The organism is Serratia sp. CY37869 (assembly GCF_052168895.1).
In the GTDB taxonomy this organism is placed as follows: domain Bacteria; phylum Pseudomonadota; class Gammaproteobacteria; order Enterobacterales; family Enterobacteriaceae; genus Serratia; species Serratia ureilytica.
The window spans coordinates 150667-167504 of sequence record NZ_JBJNLU010000002.1; the positions used below are offsets into that span (position 1 = coordinate 150667).

16 protein-coding genes are annotated in these 16838 nt (G+C 58.5%); 3 read left to right on the plus strand and 13 right to left on the minus strand.

Annotation, left to right across the window (positions count from 1 at the left end; genetic code table 11):
* Nucleotides 1–91 precede the first annotated feature (91 nt).
* The 3 genes from dxs to xseB are packed head-to-tail and all read right to left on the minus strand — an operon-like array spanning nt 92 to nt 3181.
* Nucleotides 92–1957 (minus strand): 1-deoxy-D-xylulose-5-phosphate synthase, encoded by a 1866-nt coding sequence (dxs, locus tag ACJ8J1_RS10945; protein ID WP_033642060.1) that lies wholly within the window; start codon nt 1955–1957, stop codon nt 92–94.
* Nucleotides 1958–1991: 34 nt separating this feature from the next.
* Nucleotides 1992–2912 carry a (2E,6E)-farnesyl diphosphate synthase gene (ispA, locus tag ACJ8J1_RS10950; RefSeq protein WP_033642061.1) on the minus strand — a complete coding sequence of 307 codons (921 nt, stop codon included), beginning with the start codon at nt 2910–2912 and terminating at the stop codon, nt 1992–1994.
* Between the two features lie 5 nt (nt 2913–2917).
* Entirely contained in the window at nt 2918–3181 is a 264-nt protein-coding gene (gene xseB, locus ACJ8J1_RS10955; protein ID WP_033642062.1) for an exodeoxyribonuclease VII small subunit, read from the minus strand.
* 160 nt (nt 3182–3341) lie between these two features.
* On the opposite strand from xseB, the gene thiI reads away from it, so the two are divergent.
* Complete coding sequence (thiI, locus tag ACJ8J1_RS10960; RefSeq protein WP_033642063.1) at nt 3342–4790, plus strand: tRNA uracil 4-sulfurtransferase ThiI; 1449 nt, start codon at nt 3342–3344, stop codon at nt 4788–4790.
* 66 nt (nt 4791–4856) lie between these two features.
* Here the strand turns inward: thiI and yajL are convergent, their stop codons facing one another.
* Complete coding sequence (gene yajL, locus ACJ8J1_RS10965; protein ID WP_033642064.1) at nt 4857–5447, minus strand: protein deglycase YajL; 591 nt, start codon at nt 5445–5447, stop codon at nt 4857–4859.
* Nucleotides 5410–6321 (minus strand): 2-dehydropantoate 2-reductase, encoded by a 912-nt coding sequence (gene panE / locus ACJ8J1_RS10970; protein ID WP_033642065.1) that lies wholly within the window; start codon nt 6319–6321, stop codon nt 5410–5412. The genes yajL and panE overlap by 38 nt, the downstream gene beginning before the upstream one ends.
* Nucleotides 6322–6503: 182 nt before the next feature.
* On the opposite strand from panE, the gene ACJ8J1_RS10975 reads away from it, so the two are divergent.
* Nucleotides 6504–6995: a YajQ family cyclic di-GMP-binding protein gene (locus ACJ8J1_RS10975; protein WP_004940373.1), complete on the plus strand. Its 492-nt coding sequence runs from the start codon at nt 6504–6506 to the stop codon at nt 6993–6995.
* A gap of 34 nt (nt 6996–7029) precedes the next feature.
* Here the strand turns inward: ACJ8J1_RS10975 and ACJ8J1_RS10980 are convergent, their stop codons facing one another.
* The 8 genes from ACJ8J1_RS10980 to ACJ8J1_RS11015 all read right to left on the minus strand — a co-directional run bounded on the left by ACJ8J1_RS10980 (nt 7030) and on the right by ACJ8J1_RS11015 (nt 15937).
* Complete coding sequence (locus tag ACJ8J1_RS10980) at nt 7030–8394, minus strand: MFS transporter (protein WP_025301760.1); 1365 nt, start codon at nt 8392–8394, stop codon at nt 7030–7032.
* Between the two features lie 198 nt (nt 8395–8592).
* Entirely contained in the window at nt 8593–9483 is an 891-nt protein-coding gene (gene cyoE / locus ACJ8J1_RS10985) for a heme o synthase (protein ID WP_025301761.1), read from the minus strand.
* 17 nt (nt 9484–9500) lie between these two features.
* Nucleotides 9501–9839 carry a cytochrome o ubiquinol oxidase subunit IV gene (locus tag ACJ8J1_RS10990; RefSeq protein WP_004940369.1) on the minus strand — a complete coding sequence of 113 codons (339 nt, stop codon included), beginning with the start codon at nt 9837–9839 and terminating at the stop codon, nt 9501–9503.
* Complete coding sequence (locus ACJ8J1_RS10995) at nt 9839–10453, minus strand: cytochrome o ubiquinol oxidase subunit III (protein ID WP_004940367.1); 615 nt, start codon at nt 10451–10453, stop codon at nt 9839–9841. The genes ACJ8J1_RS10990 and ACJ8J1_RS10995 overlap by 1 nt, the downstream gene beginning before the upstream one ends.
* Entirely contained in the window at nt 10443–12434 is a 1992-nt protein-coding gene (gene cyoB / locus ACJ8J1_RS11000; protein WP_033642067.1) for a cytochrome o ubiquinol oxidase subunit I, read from the minus strand. The genes ACJ8J1_RS10995 and cyoB overlap by 11 nt, the downstream gene beginning before the upstream one ends.
* 3 nt (nt 12435–12437) lie before the next feature.
* On the minus strand, nt 12438–13388 hold the full coding sequence (cyoA, locus tag ACJ8J1_RS11005; protein ID WP_033642069.1) for a cytochrome o ubiquinol oxidase subunit II: 951 nt from the start codon (nt 13386–13388) through the stop codon (nt 12438–12440).
* Between the two features lie 440 nt (nt 13389–13828).
* Nucleotides 13829–15307, minus strand: a complete 1479-nt coding sequence (gene ampG, locus ACJ8J1_RS11010; protein ID WP_033642070.1) for a muropeptide MFS transporter AmpG — start codon at nt 15305–15307, stop codon at nt 13829–13831.
* A 51-nt stretch (nt 15308–15358) separates the two neighbouring features.
* Nucleotides 15359–15937 carry a lipoprotein gene (locus ACJ8J1_RS11015; protein ID WP_033642071.1) on the minus strand — a complete coding sequence of 193 codons (579 nt, stop codon included), beginning with the start codon at nt 15935–15937 and terminating at the stop codon, nt 15359–15361.
* 314 nt (nt 15938–16251) lie between these two features.
* Between ACJ8J1_RS11015 and bolA the strand changes: the two genes are divergently transcribed.
* Nucleotides 16252–16566 carry a transcriptional regulator BolA gene (bolA, locus tag ACJ8J1_RS11020; protein ID WP_004940361.1) on the plus strand — a complete coding sequence of 105 codons (315 nt, stop codon included), beginning with the start codon at nt 16252–16254 and terminating at the stop codon, nt 16564–16566.
* Nucleotides 16567–16838: the final 272 nt, after the last annotated feature.

Consider the following 16838-nt stretch of genomic DNA (forward strand, 5'->3'; position numbering starts at 1 on the left):
AGCTCAGACAGTAACTGTAGCGCGGATCCCGGAGGGCGGAAATGAAAACGCCCCCGAAGGCGGAGGCGTTTTATCAGGCGCGAGTGGCGAATTACTGCGCCAGCCAGGTTTCGATTTGGCGCTGAATGCCGGCGGCGTCCAGCCCCAGATCGGCGCGCAGTTCTTCCTGGGTGCCCTGTGAGACGAAGCTGTCCGGCAGGCCGAGGTTCAGCACCGGCACCGGACGGCGTTTGGCCATCAGCAGTTCGTTGACGCCGCTGCCGGCGCCGCCCATGATGGCGTTCTCTTCCAGCGTGACCAGCGTTTCATGGCTGGCGGCCAGTTCGAGCACCAGCTGCTCGTCCAGCGGTTTGACGAAGCGCATGTCGACCAGCGTGGCGTTGAGCGCTTCCGCCGCCGCAGCGGCCTCCGGCAGCAGGGTGCCGAAGTTGAGAATGGCGATCTTTTCCCCCTGGCGGCGCACCACGCCTTTGCCGATCGGCAGCAGGCTGAGCGGCTCCAGCGCAGCGCCGGTGCCGGTGCCGCGCGGATAGCGCACGGCGCTCGGGCCGTCGTTGTAGTGATAGCCGGTATACAGCATCTGGCGGCATTCATTTTCGTCGCTCGGCGTCATGATCACCATGGTCGGGATGCAGCGCATGAACGACAGATCGAACGCCCCCTGGTGGGTCTGGCCGTCGGCGCCTACGATGCCGCCGCGATCGATGGCGAACATCACCGGCAGGTTTTGGATCGCCACGTCATGGATCAGCTGATCGTAGGCGCGTTGCAGGAAGGTGGAATAGATCGCCACCACCGGCTTGTAGCCGCCGATCGCCAGCCCGGCGGCGAAGGTGACCGCGTGCTGCTCGGCGATCGCCACATCGAAATATTGCTGCGGATAGTCGCGCGAGAACTGCACCATGCCGGAACCTTCGCGCATCGCCGGCGTGATCGCCATCAGTGAGCTGTCTTTGGCGGCGGTTTCACACAGCCAGTCGCCGAAGATTTTCGAATAGGTCGGCAGACCGCCGGCGCTTTTCGGCAGCGTGCCGCTGGCGGGATCGAACTTCGGCACCGCGTGGAAGCTGATCGGATCCTTCTCCGCCGGCGCGTAACCGCGGCCTTTCTTGGTCATGATGTGCAACAGCTGCGGGCCTTTCAGATCGCGCATGTTTTTCAACGTGGCGACCAGGCCTTGTACGTCGTGCCCGTCTACCGGGCCGATGTAGTTGAAGCCCAGCTCTTCGAACAGCGTACCCGGCACTACCATGCCTTTCAGGTGCTCTTCGGTGCGTTTCACCAGCTCCTTGATCGGCGGCACGCCGGCCAGCACTTTTTTGCCGCCTTCGCGCAGGGTGGAGTAAAGCTTGCCGGACAGCAGCTGTGCCAGATGGTTGTTCAGCGCGCCGACGTTTTCCGAGATCGACATCTCGTTGTCGTTCAGCACCACCAGCATGTCCGGATTGATGTCGCCGGCGTGGTTCATCGCTTCGAACGCCATGCCGGCGGTGATGGCGCCATCGCCGATCACGCACACCGTGCGGCGGCCTTTGCCTTCACGCTCTGCCGCCACCGCCATACCGAGGCCGGCGCTGATCGAGGTTGACGAATGGCCGACCGACAGCACGTCGTATTCGCTTTCGGCGCGCCACGGGAAGGGGTGCAACCCGTTCTTTTGCCGGATAGTGGCGATCCGGTCGCGGCGGCCGGTCAGGATTTTGTGCGGGTAGGCCTGGTGGCCGACGTCCCACACCAGATGATCGAACGGCGTGTTGTAGACGAAATGCAACGCCACCGTCAGTTCGACGGTACCCAGCCCGGAGGCAAAGTGGCCGCTGGAGCGACTGACGCTGTTCAGCAGATATTGCCGCAGCTCATCGCACAGCTTCGGCAAGCTCTCTTTGGGCAGTGAGCGGAGTTCCTCGGGGTTTTCCGCTAGCGCCAGGGTTGGGTATTTGGCTATATCAAGACTCATTCGATACTCATATCAGAGGAGTTAACGTCACACGTTAATTGTCGCGTTCAATAATGAAGCTGGCTAACGCTCGCAATGGCGCTGTGTTATAAGATTGCGCTGCCAAAGTGTCTAATGCAGCTAATGCTTCCTGATAGAGATCCCACGCTTTTGCTTTCGCGCTGTCAAGCCCGAGTAACGCCGGGTAGGTACTCTTTCCGTGTTGTTGGTCCGCTCCCTGGCGCTTGCCGATCTTTTCAGTCTCGCCGACAACGTCCAAAATGTCATCCTGCACCTGGAACGCCAGGCCGACCGCAGCGGCGTAACGATCCAACTGCGGCAGCGCCGCTCGTCCTGCTTCGCCGGCGCTCAGCGCGCCCAGACGCACCGCGGCACGGATCAACGCACCGGTTTTGTGGCGGTGGATCTGCTCCAGCGCCTGCAGATCGACACGCTTGCCTTCGGCCTCCAGATCCAGCGATTGGCCGCCGCACATGCCGGCGACGCCGCTGGCTGCCGCCAGTTCGGAGACCATCGCCAGCCGATCGCGCAGCGCCACGTCGGGCATTTCGGCATCGGCCAGGATCGAAAACGCCAGCGTTTGCAGCGCATCGCCGGCCAGGATCGCGTTGGCTTCGCCGAATTTAATGTGGCAGGTCGGCTGGCCGCGGCGCAGATCGTCGTCGTCCATCGCCGGCAGATCGTCGTGGATCAGCGAGTAGGCGTGAATGCATTCCACCGCCGCCGCCGGCGCGTCCAGGTTGGTCAGCGATACGCCGAACATCTGGCCGGTGGTGTACACCAGGAACGGGCGCAGGCGCTTGCCGCCCAGTAAGGCGCCATGACGCATCGCCGCCACCATGTTGCCGTTGTTGAACGGCAGCGGGGCGATGAAATCCAGCAGCGCGCGATCGGCGCGCCGGCGGAAAATCTGCAGTTGATCGGCAAAAGCGGCCGATGGGACGATCTCAGACATGTCGGTTACTCGGTATCCGGTGTGAAAGGCGCCAACGCCGCGTCGTCGGCGCTGTCGTTAAGGAGGATCTGCACACGCTGTTCCGCCTGTTGCAGTTTCTGCTGGCCTTGACGCGCCAGCTGCACGCCGCGTTCGAATTCGTTCAGCGCGTCTTCCAGCGGCAGTTCGCCCGACTCCAGACGCGTCACGATGCTTTCCAGCTCGCCGAGGGCGCTTTCAAAGCTGGCTGTTTGCTCTGTACTGGCTGATTGTGCTGGTTTTTTCGGCATAATTTTCTTTTTACGTCATCATGTGAACCGTGGCGCCAGAGCCTATCCTAGCGGATCTTGATTAGCAAATCATGGCGCTCATGTGTGGTTTTGTGCGCAGAGCACGGCGATATGGTGATATACTCCGCGCCGTAATTCTTATCTGACAACAAAGACCGCCATGAAGTTTATCATTAAATTGTTCCCGGAAATCACCATCAAGAGCCAATCTGTGCGCTTGCGCTTTATCAAGATTCTCTCGACCAATATTCGCAACGTCCTGAAGCAGTATGATGAAACGCTGGCGGTCGTCCGTCACTGGGATCATATCGAAGTTCGCGCCAAAGATGAAAACCAGCGGCCGGTCATCGCCGACGCGCTGACGCGCATTCCCGGTATCCACCATATTCTGGAAGTGGAAGATCGCGCTTATACCGATATCCACCACATCTTCGAGCAGACGCTGGAAGCCTACCGCGCCCAGCTGGAAGGCAAAACCTTCTGCGTGCGCGTCAAGCGCCGCGGCAAGCAGGCGTTCAACTCGCAGGACGTGGAGCGCTACGTCGGCGGCGGTCTGAACCAGCATATCGACAGCGCGCGCGTTAACCTGACCCGCCCGCAGGTCACGGTAAACCTTGAGATCGAAGACGACAAGCTGATGCTGGTTAAACGCCGCCTCGAAGGCATCGGTGGTTACCCGGTCGGCACTCAGGAAGACGTGATGTCGCTGATTTCCGGCGGTTTCGACTCGGGCGTGTCCAGCTATATGCTGATGCGTCGCGGCTGCCGCGTGCACTTCTGCTTCTTTAACCTGGGCGGCGCCGCGCATGAGATTGGCGTGAAGCAGGTGGCGCACTATCTGTGGAACCGTTTCGCCAGCTCGCACAAGGTGCGCTTCGTCGCTATCGACTTCGAGCCGGTGGTGGGCGAGATCCTGGAGAAAGTCGACGACGGCCAGATGGGCGTGGTGCTCAAGCGCATGATGGTGCGCGCCGCTTCGCAAGTGGCCGAACGCTACGGCGTGCAGGCGCTGGTAACCGGTGAAGCGCTGGGGCAGGTGTCCAGCCAGACGCTGACCAACCTGCGCTTGATCGACAATGCGTCCGATACGCTGATCCTGCGTCCGCTGATCTCGCACGATAAAGAGCACATCATCAAACTGGCGCGTGAAATCGGCACCGAAGACTTCGCCAAAACCATGCCGGAATACTGCGGCGTGATTTCGAAGAGCCCGACGGTAAAAGCCGTCAAGGCCAAGATTGAAGAGGAAGAAAGCCACTTCGATTTCAGCATTCTCGATCGGGTGGTGAGCGAGGCGAAGAACGTCGATATTCGCTCCATCGCCGAGCAGGCGCAGGAGCAGGTGACCGAAGTGGAAACCGTCGCGGCCTTCGGCGCCGACGAGGTGATCCTGGATATCCGTTCCAACGACGAGCAGGAAGAGAAGCCGTTGCAGCTGGAACAGGTTGAAGTGAAAGCGCTGCCGTTCTATAAGCTGAGCACCCAGTTCGGCGATCTGGATCAGAGCAAAACCTATCTGCTGTACTGCGAGCGCGGCGTAATGAGCCGCCTGCAGGCGCTGTACCTGCTGGAGCAGGGCTTCAGCAACGTGAAGGTTTATCGCCCGTAACGCGGGCAGCGGCGTAAATGAGAGGGGCTGAACCGGTGTTCAGCCCTTTTTTTATCGGCAAGCCGCTCAGTCGCGGAAATCGTACATCCCAGGGATCAGCACCAGCTGCGCGGCGATCTCCGCCGCTTTGGCCTTGCCGAGCAGCAGGTCTATCAGCTTCAGTGCAAACTCCATCGCGGTGCCCGGCCCCTGGCTGGTGAGCAGGTTGACGCGCGCGTCGTACACCACGCGGCGCTCCATCCATTTATCCGCCGGTATCCGATCTTTCAAACCTGGGAAACCGGTCATGTTGCCGATCGGGAACAGATCGTGGTGCTGCAACACCAGCGCTGGGGCCGCGCAGATGGCGGCGACGATGTGGCCCTGCAGATGCATCTGCCGCACTTTTTCCACCAGCAGCGGACTGTCGCGGAAGCATTCCGCCCCCTGCAGGCCGCCGGGCAGCACGATGGCGTCGAAAGGCTCATCGACGATCGCCACCAGCGGCGCGTCGGCCAGCAGCTTGACGCCGCGCGAACAAACGATAGTCAGCTCGCCGTCGCCGGCGACGCTGGCGGTAGTGACTTTAACGCCCGCCCGCACCAGCAGATCGATGGTGGTGACGGCTTCGGTTTCTTCGCTACCAGGTGCCAGGCAGACCAGCGCCGATACGCTCATATTCATTTTCCTTTCGTTTAATCAATTCAAACAGCCGCGCATTCTCCGGCAGCGTGAGGCCGTGGCTGCGCGCGCGGCGCAGCAGGTAGCCGGTGATGTAGTCGATCTCGGTATGCCGCTGGCTGCGGATATCCTGCAGCATCGACGAAACGTTGTCGGCGGTGCTGTGGATCACGTCCATCACGTATTGCATCAGGCCTTCGCAGGAGGTGTGGTAACCCTCCATGGCCATCACGCTGGCGACTTCACGACACAGCGCTTCGATCTGCTCCGGGTAGCGCTGCAGATCGCCGTTGCGGCAGCCGTACAGCGCCGTCAGCGGGTTGATCACGCAGTTGACCGCCAGCTTGCGCCAGTTGGCCGAGGCGATGTTGTTGTGCCAGGCGACGTCGGGCAGCGCCTGATGCAGCACTTCTGCCAGGTGGCTGAGGTGCTGGGCGGCCGGTGAGGTGGGGCCGATGTGGGTGATGCCGGTGGCGACGTGGATAATGGTGCTGCCTTCGTGGCGCGCGGCGTGGGTGGTGGTGCCCTGCAAGATGGGCTGGCCGTTCGGCGGCAGCTCTTCCTGAGTGCCCATGCCGTTGTGCAGCAGCAAGATGGCGCAGCGGGGGCTCAGCTTCGGCAACAGCGCGCTGACCGCGCTGGATACCTGCCAGGCTTTCAGCGTCACCAGCAGCAGCTCGCTTTGCGCGAGGTGCTCCGGATCGTTGGTGGGCAAATTGCGATTAAACGAGACGCCTTCCGGCTCTATCACGTTCACGGCGCAAAAAGGCTGCGGCACTCTTAGCCATCCCTGTACATCGTGGCCCTGCTGATACAGCCGGGAGAGCCACAGTTGTCCGAGCGCGCCGCAACCAAGAATGGTTATTTTCATTCAGTCTCCTTGGAAACACGGGAATACCGCTCAATTACCGTGATCTAACTATAGGCTTTATGGCAGCCTGAAGCGCTATCCCTGCGTGCGTTCAGCAGATTTTGTCTGAGGCGGCAAAGCGGTTATCATGCTCGGCATCAAAATCGCCTAAGCTATTAGGCACTCATTCAGGAGGAAGAAGTATGCCATCTTTCGACATCGTTTCCGAAATTGATATGCAGGAAGTGCGTAACGCCGTTGAGAACGCCACCCGCGATCTCGGCACCCGCTGGGATTTTCGCAACGTGCCGGCCAGCTTTGAGCTAAACGAGAAGAATCAAAGCATCAAGGTTGCCACCGAGTCTGATTTCCAGGTGCAGCAGCTGCTCGACATTCTGCGCGAAAAACTGAGCAAGCGCAGCATCGACGGCGCCGCGCTGGAGATCCCGGAAGAGTTTACCCACAGCGGTAAAACCTACAGCGTGGAAGCCAAGCTGAAGCAGGGGATTGAAACCAGCGTGGCGAAGAAAATCGTCAAGCTGATCAAAGACAGCAAGCTGAAGGTGCAGGCGCAGATCCAGGGCGAAGAAGTGCGGGTGACCGGCAAGTCACGCGACGACTTGCAGAGCGTGATGGCGCTGGTGCGCGGCGGCGATCTGGGCCAGCCGTTCCAGTTCAAGAACTTCCGCGATTAATCTCGACGGGGCCGGCATTGCCGGCCCTGATTTTTTACAGCGAATTGACCAGCGCTTCCAACTGACCGCGATTGGTCTGCTTGGTATCCACCTTGACGTAGGCGCTGCGCTCTTCCGGCACGACGATCGCCTCGGCCACGCCGGGCTGCGCCTTCAGGCGGCTTTCCAGCGCTGAATCCTTCACCGCCAGTTCCGACAGCGTAATGCGCAGGCTGCTGACATACGGCGGCTCTTTCATGGTGCTGCTGACCAGGAACCAGACGGCGGCCAATACCGCGCCGGCGATAAACACCAAGCCTGCCCCCTGCAAACCGTACAGCCAGCCGCCGAGGCTGCCGCCGATCGCCACGCCGATAAACTGGCTGGTGGAGTACACCCCCATCGCGGTGCCCTTGTAGCCGGCCGGCGATTCTTTGCTGATCAGCGAAGGCAGGATGGCTTCCATCACGTTGAAGGCCATAAAGAACAGCTGCACGCCGGCGATGATGCCCCATAGATGAGCGCCGGAGAGCCACAGCAGCACTTCGGCGCAGAACAGTACCGCCACGCAGCCCATAAACACCTGCTTCATGCGGCGATATTTCTCGGCATAGATAATGAACGGCACCACGGCGGCGAACGACACCAGCATGGTCACCAAGTAGACGATCCAGTGTTCGCTGGCCGCCAGCCCGGCTTTTTCCATCGCCAGCGGCAGCGCCACGAAGCTCGACATCAGCAGAATGTGCAGACACATGATGCCGAAGTTGAGTTTCAACAGGCGCGAGTTGCTCAGCACTTTGCGGAAGCTGCCGCGCACGATGCTGGACTCGCGGTTCAGCAGATGGGTGTCGGCGGAAGGCACCACTGCCAGGGTGATGACGATGCCGGCCAGCGCCAGCACGGCGATCATCCAGAACAGCGCGTGCAAGCCCAAGGCGTGAGTGATGATAGGGCCCAGAACCATGGCGATGGCGAAGGTGATGCCGAAGCTGACGCCGATAAACGCCATCGCTTTGGTGCGGTTCTGCTCGCGGGTCAGATCGGAGAGCAGCGCCATTACCGCGGCGGCGATGGCGCCGGAGCCTTGCAACGCGCGGCCGAGGATCACGCCCCAGATAGAGTCAGTGACGGCGGCGATCACGCTGCCGAGGGCAAAGATCAGCAGGCCGCCGACGATCAGCGGCTTGCGGCCGATGCGATCGGACACCAGGCCGAACGGGATCTGAAACACCGCCTGCGCCAGGCCGTAAATGCCGATGGCGATACCGATCAGCGCTTCGCTGGCGCCGTTGAGCGCCATGCCGTAGGTGGTCAACACCGGCAATACCATAAACATGCCGAGCATGCGCAGGGAGAACACGGTGCCCAATCCCCAGGTGGCGCGGCGCTCCTGCGGGGTCATTGAATTATCGTTCACGTCAAACCTCGGTAAAAACCATGCCATCAGACGTTGAGACAGCGCCTGATGGCATGATTTCTGTAAAGCTGCGTCATTTTAGTGTGCAGGGCAGGGGGGGTAAATCGAATGTTGTTTAACAGATATTACAGTTTGGCCGCTTTTCGGCGTGACAAATAAAATGGGCCGCATACGCGGCCCATTGACAGATGATTTGGCTTACCAAACGTAGGTCACCAGCGCTTCAGGCGCCGCCGTGGCGCTGAAGTCGATCGACATCATCACGCTCAGCGAGGTGATGGCGACGATGGAGAACACGAACAGTTTACGCGCCCAGACGCTGTCGTTTTCGGTTTTGTAACCGCGCAGCGCCATGCCCAGCCACCATACGCTCACCGCCGCAGCGACGATCAGGTATTTGTAGCCGGCGTAGCCCACCAGGGTCAGCATCAGCGTGGCGATCATAAACGCCAGGATGTAGACCGTGATGTGGTTCTTGGCGACGGAAATGCCTTTCACCACCGGCAGCACCGGAATGTTGGCCGCCTGGTAATCTTTAAAGCGGAAGATAGCGATCGCATAAGAATGCGGCATCTGCCACAGGCTAAAGATAGCCAGCAGGATCAACGCACCGGCGTCGAACTCGTTGGTGACCGCGCAGTAACCGATAACCGGCGGCGCGGCACCCGACAAGCTGCCGATCAGCGTGCCGTAGACCGAGTGGCGCTTCATGTACAGGCTGTAAACGCCGACATAAACCACGAAGCCCATCACCGCCAGCCACATGGCCAGCGGGTTGGCCGCGATATACAGCAACGCGAAGCCCACAATACCCAACGCGGTCGCATAAACCAGGGTGACACTCGGCGCGATCAGGCCTTTTACCAGCACCCGATTCTTCGTTCTCTCCATCTTCTTGTCGATGTCGCGGTCGATGTAGTTGTTAAACACACAGCCCGACGCGACCACCAACGAGACACCCACCAGGGTGGCGAGAAACAGGGGATAGTCGATGCTCCCTTTGGAAGCGAGCAGGAATCCCCCAACGACAGAAATTAAATTGCCGAAAATAATTCCTGGTTTAGTGACTTGCAGGTATTGCTTAATCATCACGTGCAGCTCAGCTCTTAATCGACCATCATATTGATGTTGAGGTTGTACATAATCCAGAGTGAACCTACAACAACGATACCGATGATCATAGCGGTGAACAGCAATGCCACCAGGTTCCAGCGCTCTTCCGATGAGGTGTTCATGTGCAGGAAGTAAACCAGGTGAACAATCACCTGGATAACCGCCATACCGACAACAACCGCCAGGATGGTGGAATGAGAGGCAGTGCCGTTCATTACCATCGCAAATGGAATTACCGTCAGGATGATCGACAGGATAAAGCCGATCAGGTATGACTTCACGCTGCCGTGGCTTGCGCCGCCGTGAGAGGTTTCATGGGATGAATGGCTCATTACATAACCCCCAGCAGGTAGACAACGGTAAATACGCAGATCCAGACCACGTCCAGGAAGTGCCAGAACAGGCTCAGGCACATCAGGCGGGTTTTGTTGGTCGCGGTCAGGCCGAACTTGCTCACCTGAATCATCAGCACGATGATCCAAATCAGGCCGGAAGTCACGTGCAGACCGTGGGTGCCGACCAGCGCGAAGAAGCTGGACAGGAACGCGCTGCGATCCGGACCGAAGCCTTCGGCGATCAGGTGATGGAATTCATAGATTTCCATCGCCACGAAGCCCAGACCGAACAGGAAGGTCAGGAACAGCCAGGTGTTTACACCGCCAACTTTACCCTTGTTCATGGCGATCATCGCCATGCCGTAGGTGATGGAGCTGAATAACAGCAGGAAAGTTTCGACCAAGACAAACTTCAGGTCGAAGATGTCTTTGCCAGAGGGACCGCCGGCGGTCCCGTTCACCAGGACTGCATAAGTCGCGAACAAGCTCGCAAACAAAATACAGTCGCTCATCAGGTAGATCCAGAATCCGAAGACCTTGGTCTCACCCGCATCGTGGTGCCCATGCTCTGCATGGGCTGCGTTATGATTGGTCAGAGTTTCAGTTGACATGGTTCACGCCTGCTTTACGGATTTGTTCGTAGTGTTGGTTCTCAATGCGCTCGATTTCATCAACCTGCACATAGTAGTCAACATCGTGATCGAAGCTCTTGCCGATCCAGACGACGATCATACCGATGAAACCGGCCAGAGCCATCCACCAGATTTCCCAAATCATTGCGAAACCGAATACCAGGCTGAAGAAGGCGATGATAACGCCGGCGCCGGTGTTCTTAGGCATATGAATCGGTTCGTACTTAGCCGGTTTCTTATAGGCTTCGCCTTTTTCTTTCATGTCCCAGAACTCATCACGGTCATGAATCTGCGGCACTACGGCAAAGTTATAGAACGGCGGTGGAGAAGACGTTGACCACTCCAGAGTACGAGCGCCCCATGGGTCACCGGTCAGATCGCGGTTCTGTTCGCGGTCACGGATACTGACGAAGATCTGGGTCAGCTGGCACAAGATGCCGCAGGCGATCAGCGCCGCACCGCCGGCTGCAACCAGCAGCAGAGGGTGGAACTCAGGGTTAATGTTCTGGCTGATACGACGGGTCATGCCCATAAAGCCCAATGCGTACAGCGGCATGAAGGCGGTGAAGAAGCCGATGATCCAGAACCAGAACGCGCGGATGCCCCATTTTTCGTTCAGCGTGAAGCCGAAGGATTTCGGGAACCAGTAGGTCAGGCCCGCGAAGCAACCGAACACCACGCCGCCGATGATGACGTTGTGGAAGTGCGCGATCAGGAACAGGCTGTTGTGCAGCACGAAGTTCGCGCCCGGCACCGCCAGCAGAACGCCGGTCATACCACCCACGGAGAAGGTGATGATGAAGCCAACGGTCCACAGCATTGCGGAGTTGAGCTTGATGCGGCCCTGATACATGGTGAACAGCCAGTTGAAGATTTTCACCCCGGTCGGGATGGAAATGATCATGGTGGCGATACCGAAGAAGGCGTTAACGTTCGCGCCGGACCCCATGGTGAAGAAGTGGTGCAGCCAGACGATGAACGACAGAACGGTGATCGCGATAGTTGCCCATACCAGTGAGGTATAGCCGAACAGGCGTTTTCTGGAGAAGGTCGCGGTGACTTCGGAGAACACGCCGAACACCGGCAGAACCAGAATGTACACCTCTGGGTGACCCCAGGCCCAAATCAGGTTGATGTACATCATCATGTTGCCGCCCATATCATTGGTGAAGAAATGGGTGCCCAGATAGCGATCCAGGGTCAGCAGCGCGATGGTGACGGTCAGAATTGGGAAAGAAACGATGATCAGGACGTTGGTACACAGCGCCGCCCAGGTGAACACCGGCATCTTCATCATAGGCATGCCAGGGGCACGCATCTTCAGAATGGTGGCGAAGAAGTTCACGCCGGTCAGCAGGGTACCCAGACCGGAAATCTGCAGACTCCAGATCCAGTAATCGACCCCGACGCCAGGACTGTACTCTTTACCCGACAGCGGCGGATACGCCAGCCAACCGGTCTGAGCGAATTCACCGACCCCCAGGGAGATGTTGATCAGCACAACGCCCACCACGAAGAACCAGAAGCTCAGGGAGTTCAGGAACGGGAAGGCGACGTCGCGCGCGCCGATTTGCAGCGGCACCACGACGTTCATCAGGCCGACCACGAAAGGCATCGCCATGAAGAAGATCATGATGACGCCGTGCGCGGTGAAGATCTGGTCGTAGTGGTGCGGCGGCAGGAATCCGGCTTCGCCGGCGGACGCCAACGCCTGCTGGCTACGCATCATGATGGCGTCGGCGAAGCCGCGCAGCAGCATGACCATCGCCACGACGATATACATGATACCAATTTTTTTATGGTCGACCGAAGTCAGCCATTCGCTCCACAGCCACTTCCATTTGCCGAAATAGGTCAGCAGCGCCAGCACTGCCAGGCCCCCGACGATAATTGCGGCTACGGTGACCATGATGATCGGTTCGTGGTACGGAACCGCATCAAGTGTTAATTTTCCCAACATCAGTTATTCCTCGGCTCCGGCGTGAGCAGCATGTTCACCCATGTCCATACCTTGGCTCATGTCCATGCCTTCGTGCGCGCCAGCGCCCTTGTGCATATCCATGTCGCCCATGAATTTGGCAATTGTTTCTTTGAACAAATTCGGTTTGACAGCGGCAAAGTACTCGACCGGGTTGTTTTCACTCGGCTCTGCCAGTTTGTTAAAGTCGTCGGTGGTGTTCAGGTTTTTAGGCGATGCCTTCACCTTGGCCACCCACTGATCGAAGTCGCCTTCGGTCGGGGTAACGATCGCGGTGAATTTCATACCGGAGAAGCCTGCGCCGCTGTAGCTGCTGGAGATGCCCTTGTAGGCACCGGCTTCGTTGCCGATCAGGTGCAGTTTGGTCTGCATGCCGGCCATCGCATAAATCTGTCCACCCAACTGCGGGATAAAGAACGAGTTCATTACCGAGTTAGAGGTGATCTTGAATTCGACTGGAACATCTTTCGGGAAAGCCAGCTCATTAACGGTCGCAATGCCTTGTTCCGGATAGATGAACAGCCATTTCCAGTCGAGCGACACCACTTCGATTGTCATCGGCTTCTTGTCGGTGACAATCGGCTTGAACGGATCGAGTTCGTGGGTAGTCTTCCAGGTAATGGTGCCAAGGATGGCGATGATAATGATAGGAATGGTCCAGACGACCGCTTCGATCTTGTTGGAGTGGGCCCAGTTCGGACTGTACTTGGCGTCTTTGTTGGAAGCGCGATACTTCCAGGCAAAGGCGAACGCCATGAAGATAACTGGCACCACCACGATCAACATCAACGCGATTGCAGTGATAATCAGTGTCCGTTGCTCAACACCAATTGCTCCTTTGGGATTCATCAAAACCATATCGCAGCCACTGAGCAATACAGTGCCTGCAATTAATGACAGCATCCCAATACTTTTATTGTATTTCTTAAGTCTCATCTAACGACCTCAATAACAAAGGCTCAATTGTCGTTTCATGTGTGCGGGCATTTTACGGGAAGGTTGCAGTACTGTAAACATGCTTAAGGGAGTGTCAGCGGCTTGTTGACACTTTCTGTTAAGGGGGTCACAGATGTAACCCTGCGTGACAATTTACCAATGACAACAACGCGTTGGCACGCTGAATCGTGACGAGCAGTCCGTATGTTAAGGAAAACTAAAGGTATGATGAATCTGGCGAAGAAATGCGCGGCGGGGAAATACGCAGAAAAGGTTTATTTAATGTAAAATAATTGTGTCTTAAAGGTGAATTTAATTTTATTTCCGAGCGCCGCAGTCGGATAAAAAAATAATTTTCTCGCTGATTATCTTTTTTTAACGAAATAAATACACCCCCGGATCGCTTTTTTTTCGGCCGGCAAAATCGCCGGCCGGTCGGGTTACGCCAAACGAGCGCGGCGCAGCGCCAGATAATCCAGCATGCTGCCCATCGCGACGCCGAGCAGGCTCAATGCGGCGCCGATCTGCAGCAGCCGGTCGGCCAACAGCGGCGCCTGCGTCCAGTCGAGCGCATTGGCGATCAGCAGCAGCAACCACAGCCCCAGCAGCGAGCAGCCCAGCGTCAGCAGGCGCAGCGCCCAGCGGTAAGCCTGGGTAAACGCGGTGCGCGGCATAAAGTCGCCATGCTGCTGGGTGTGTTCCAGCGTCTGGCGGCAGACGCCGAGCAACAGCAAGCCCGGCAGCGCGGCGGCGATCGAGAACAGATAGAACAGCGGCCAGCCATGGGCTTCGACGAACCAGCCGGCGATCGGGCCGACATAAACGCGGCCCACGGCGGACAGCGCCGACAGCAGCGCGAACTGGGTGGCGGAGAACGAACGGTTGCACAGCGTCATCAGCAGTGCGACGAAGGCCGCGGTGCCCATGCCGCCGCACAGGTTTTCAAGGAAGATGGCGCTGCCCATGGTGAGCAGGTTCTTGTCGGTCACCGCCAGGATCCAATAGCCGAGATTGGAGACCGCCTGCAGGACGCCGAACAGCATCAGGGCGCGGAACAGGGTGAGACGCTGCATCAGCACGCCGCCGAACAGAGCGCCGACGATGGTGGCGAACAGCCCGAGGGTTTTGTTCACCAGCCCCACTTCGCCGGCGTCGAATCCCACGCCGCGGATCAGGAAGGTGGTGCTCAGGCTGCCGGCGAAGGCGTCGCCCATTTTGTACATCACGATCAGCAGCAGGATCAGCCAGGCGTTGTTGCGGCCGAAGAAATCGCGCAGCGGCGCGACGACCGCCTGTTCCATGGTGCGCGGCGCCGGGATGCTTTCATCCGGCTCCGGCGCCATCAGCGTGGCGGCCACGCCGATCAGCATCAATCCGGCCATCAGCCAGTAGGTGGCTTGCCAGCCGAAATAGCGATCCGCCAGCCACAGCGCCAGGCCGCCGGAAACCAGCATCGCCAGCCGATAACCCAGCACCGATATCGCCGCGCCCGCGCCGCGTTCTTCGGCTTTCAGCAGGTCGGTTTTATAGGCGTCGAACACGATATCTTGCGAGGCGGAGCAGAACGCCACCAGCACCGCCAACGCCGCCAGCCACCACAGGTGCTGCGCGGGTTGCATAAAGCCCATCGCGACTATCGCCGCCACCAGCAGCAGCTGGCTGATCAGCAGCCAACCGCGCCGCCGCCCGAGGAACGGCGGGGTATAGCGGTCCATGAAGGGCGACCAGAGGAATTTGAAGACGTAGGCCTGACCCACCAGCGAGAAGATGCCGATGGTTTTCAGATCGATGTTTTCGACGGTCATCCAGGCTTGCAGCGTGCCGGAGGTCAATGCCAGCGGCAGACCCGACGCGAAGCCCAGCAGCAGCAGAATGGCGGAGTTACGCTGGGTGAAGATGTTCAGATAGTGTTTCGACATGAGTTCCCTGTCTGCGCCGCCCGATCCGCCGGGCGGCGCCAGGCGCGCCGATTAGCGCGCGTTTTGCTTGATAAAGTCGTTGACGCTGGTGTCCTGCGCCATGTCGGCGATCACGTCGCCCAGCACGGAGTTGACGGCGTCGGTGATCTTGTCGTTGGTCGCCGTGAAGGCGCCCTGCACGTTATAGGTCGAGCGGTAGTTTTTCACCTGCTTGTTGCCGTTCTTCGCCTGGGCGATGATCGAGATGTCGGCTTTGGTGGTGATGTTGTAGCGCAGGTTGCCTTCGGATACGTCCGCGTACAGATTATTGACGACCACCTGCAGCGCGACCGGGCCGTCGGCGCCAATCATGTAACCGCGGGCGCCCATTTGTTTCTCCAGCACTTCCTGCAGCAGGAAACGCAGATCGCGCGACGGCGTCAGCGTGACCAGTTGGCCGTCGCGGTTCACCTTGGCCAGCGCCTGATCGGTGCGCTGATCCGCGCCGTTGATGCTGATGGTGATGCCCTGCAGGGTCGGATCCTGCTGCGGCAGAACGATTTTCGGCGTGACGTTCAGGGTGTTGCTGCTGGTCGCGCAGCCGGCCAGCAGCAGGGCGGTCAGCAAAGGAAGACAAAGTTTCTTTAACATGTTTTCTGTCTCATTCTCGATGGATTTAGCAATAATCAGAGCGGGATAGCCGACAACGAATTGCCGACATCATAGCATCGCCGCCGTGCGGTGGAAGCGCGGAAGGCGCCTGAGTGACAAATTTTTACCTGCCGTTGATAAAAACACGCTTTTTTGGCCCGCTCAATCGGATAATCCCCCAAGCGGCGGGGATGACGCTCATCCTCTGACCGCAGAAAAGAGAAATTTGTCCAGGCGATGGTCTAAACGGGGGAAAACCGGCTAATATTGAACTAGATGGGCACGGTCCTCTGCCGGTGTTGTAAGGAGATCCTATGATTCGCGAGCAAATAGAAGCAAAGTTAAGGGCGGCGTTTGAGCCCGCGTATCTGGAAGTCGTTGATGAAAGCTATCGTCATAACGTTCCGGCGGGTTCAGAAAGTCATTTCAAAGTGGTATTGGTCAGCGATCGCTTCGTCGGCGAACGGTTTTTGACGCGTCACCGCTCCATCTACGGGGTATTGTCGGAAGAGTTGGCCGATGGCGTACACGCGCTGGCGCTGCACACCTATACGCTCAAAGAGTGGGAAGGGTTGCAGGATACCGTGCCGGCCTCGCCGCCGTGCCGCGGCGCCGGGACGCTGGCCTGAGGGGGAAATTTTCAGGTATCAGTGGAACTTTGCCCTCGAATTAGGGTATTACTACTGACGAATTTTGAAACGGCCTGCGGGCCGTTTCTGTTTTTGACGACGACACGGCCGATGCGCAATATGGCCAACGTTCGGTCTGTTTTGGCGGCCTTTTGGCGATCGAATCGACAAAAGTGTGATTTTTAGCGCGCCTGCGCCGCCTAGCTTTCCTCGACTCGCCATGCATGCGCCGCTATAATGTCGCGTCTTATTTTTCCGGAATGGTTTCGGGA

Excerpts from the sequence above, each read along its gene's own strand:
- cyoE (WP_025301761.1), bottom strand. The coding sequence starts at position 9,483 with ATGATTAAGCAATACCTGCAAGTCACTAAACCAGGAATTATTTTCGGC.
- ACJ8J1_RS11015 (WP_033642071.1), bottom strand. The coding sequence starts at position 15,937 with ATGTTAAAGAAACTTTGTCTTCCTTTGCTGACCGCCCTGCTGCTGGCC.
- bolA (WP_004940361.1), top strand. The coding sequence starts at position 16,252 with ATGATTCGCGAGCAAATAGAAGCAAAGTTAAGGGCGGCGTTTGAGCCC.
- ampG (WP_033642070.1), bottom strand. The coding sequence starts at position 15,307 with ATGTCGAAACACTATCTGAACATCTTCACCCAGCGTAACTCCGCCATT.
- ACJ8J1_RS10975 (WP_004940373.1), top strand. The coding sequence starts at position 6,504 with ATGCCATCTTTCGACATCGTTTCCGAAATTGATATGCAGGAAGTGCGT.
- ACJ8J1_RS10990 (WP_004940369.1), bottom strand. The coding sequence starts at position 9,839 with ATGAGCCATTCATCCCATGAAACCTCTCACGGCGGCGCAAGCCACGGC.
- cyoB (WP_033642067.1), bottom strand. The coding sequence starts at position 12,434 with ATGTTGGGAAAATTAACACTTGATGCGGTTCCGTACCACGAACCGATC.
- panE (WP_033642065.1), bottom strand. The coding sequence starts at position 6,321 with ATGAAAATAACCATTCTTGGTTGCGGCGCGCTCGGACAACTGTGGCTC.
- yajL (WP_033642064.1), bottom strand. The coding sequence starts at position 5,447 with ATGAGCGTATCGGCGCTGGTCTGCCTGGCACCTGGTAGCGAAGAAACC.
- ispA (WP_033642061.1), bottom strand. The coding sequence starts at position 2,912 with ATGTCTGAGATCGTCCCATCGGCCGCTTTTGCCGATCAACTGCAGATT.
- ACJ8J1_RS10995 (WP_004940367.1), bottom strand. The coding sequence starts at position 10,453 with ATGTCAACTGAAACTCTGACCAATCATAACGCAGCCCATGCAGAGCAT.
- xseB (WP_033642062.1), bottom strand. The coding sequence starts at position 3,181 with ATGCCGAAAAAACCAGCACAATCAGCCAGTACAGAGCAAACAGCCAGC.
- thiI (WP_033642063.1), top strand. The coding sequence starts at position 3,342 with ATGAAGTTTATCATTAAATTGTTCCCGGAAATCACCATCAAGAGCCAA.
- dxs (WP_033642060.1), bottom strand. The coding sequence starts at position 1,957 with ATGAGTCTTGATATAGCCAAATACCCAACCCTGGCGCTAGCGGAAAAC.
- cyoA (WP_033642069.1), bottom strand. The coding sequence starts at position 13,388 with ATGAGACTTAAGAAATACAATAAAAGTATTGGGATGCTGTCATTAATT.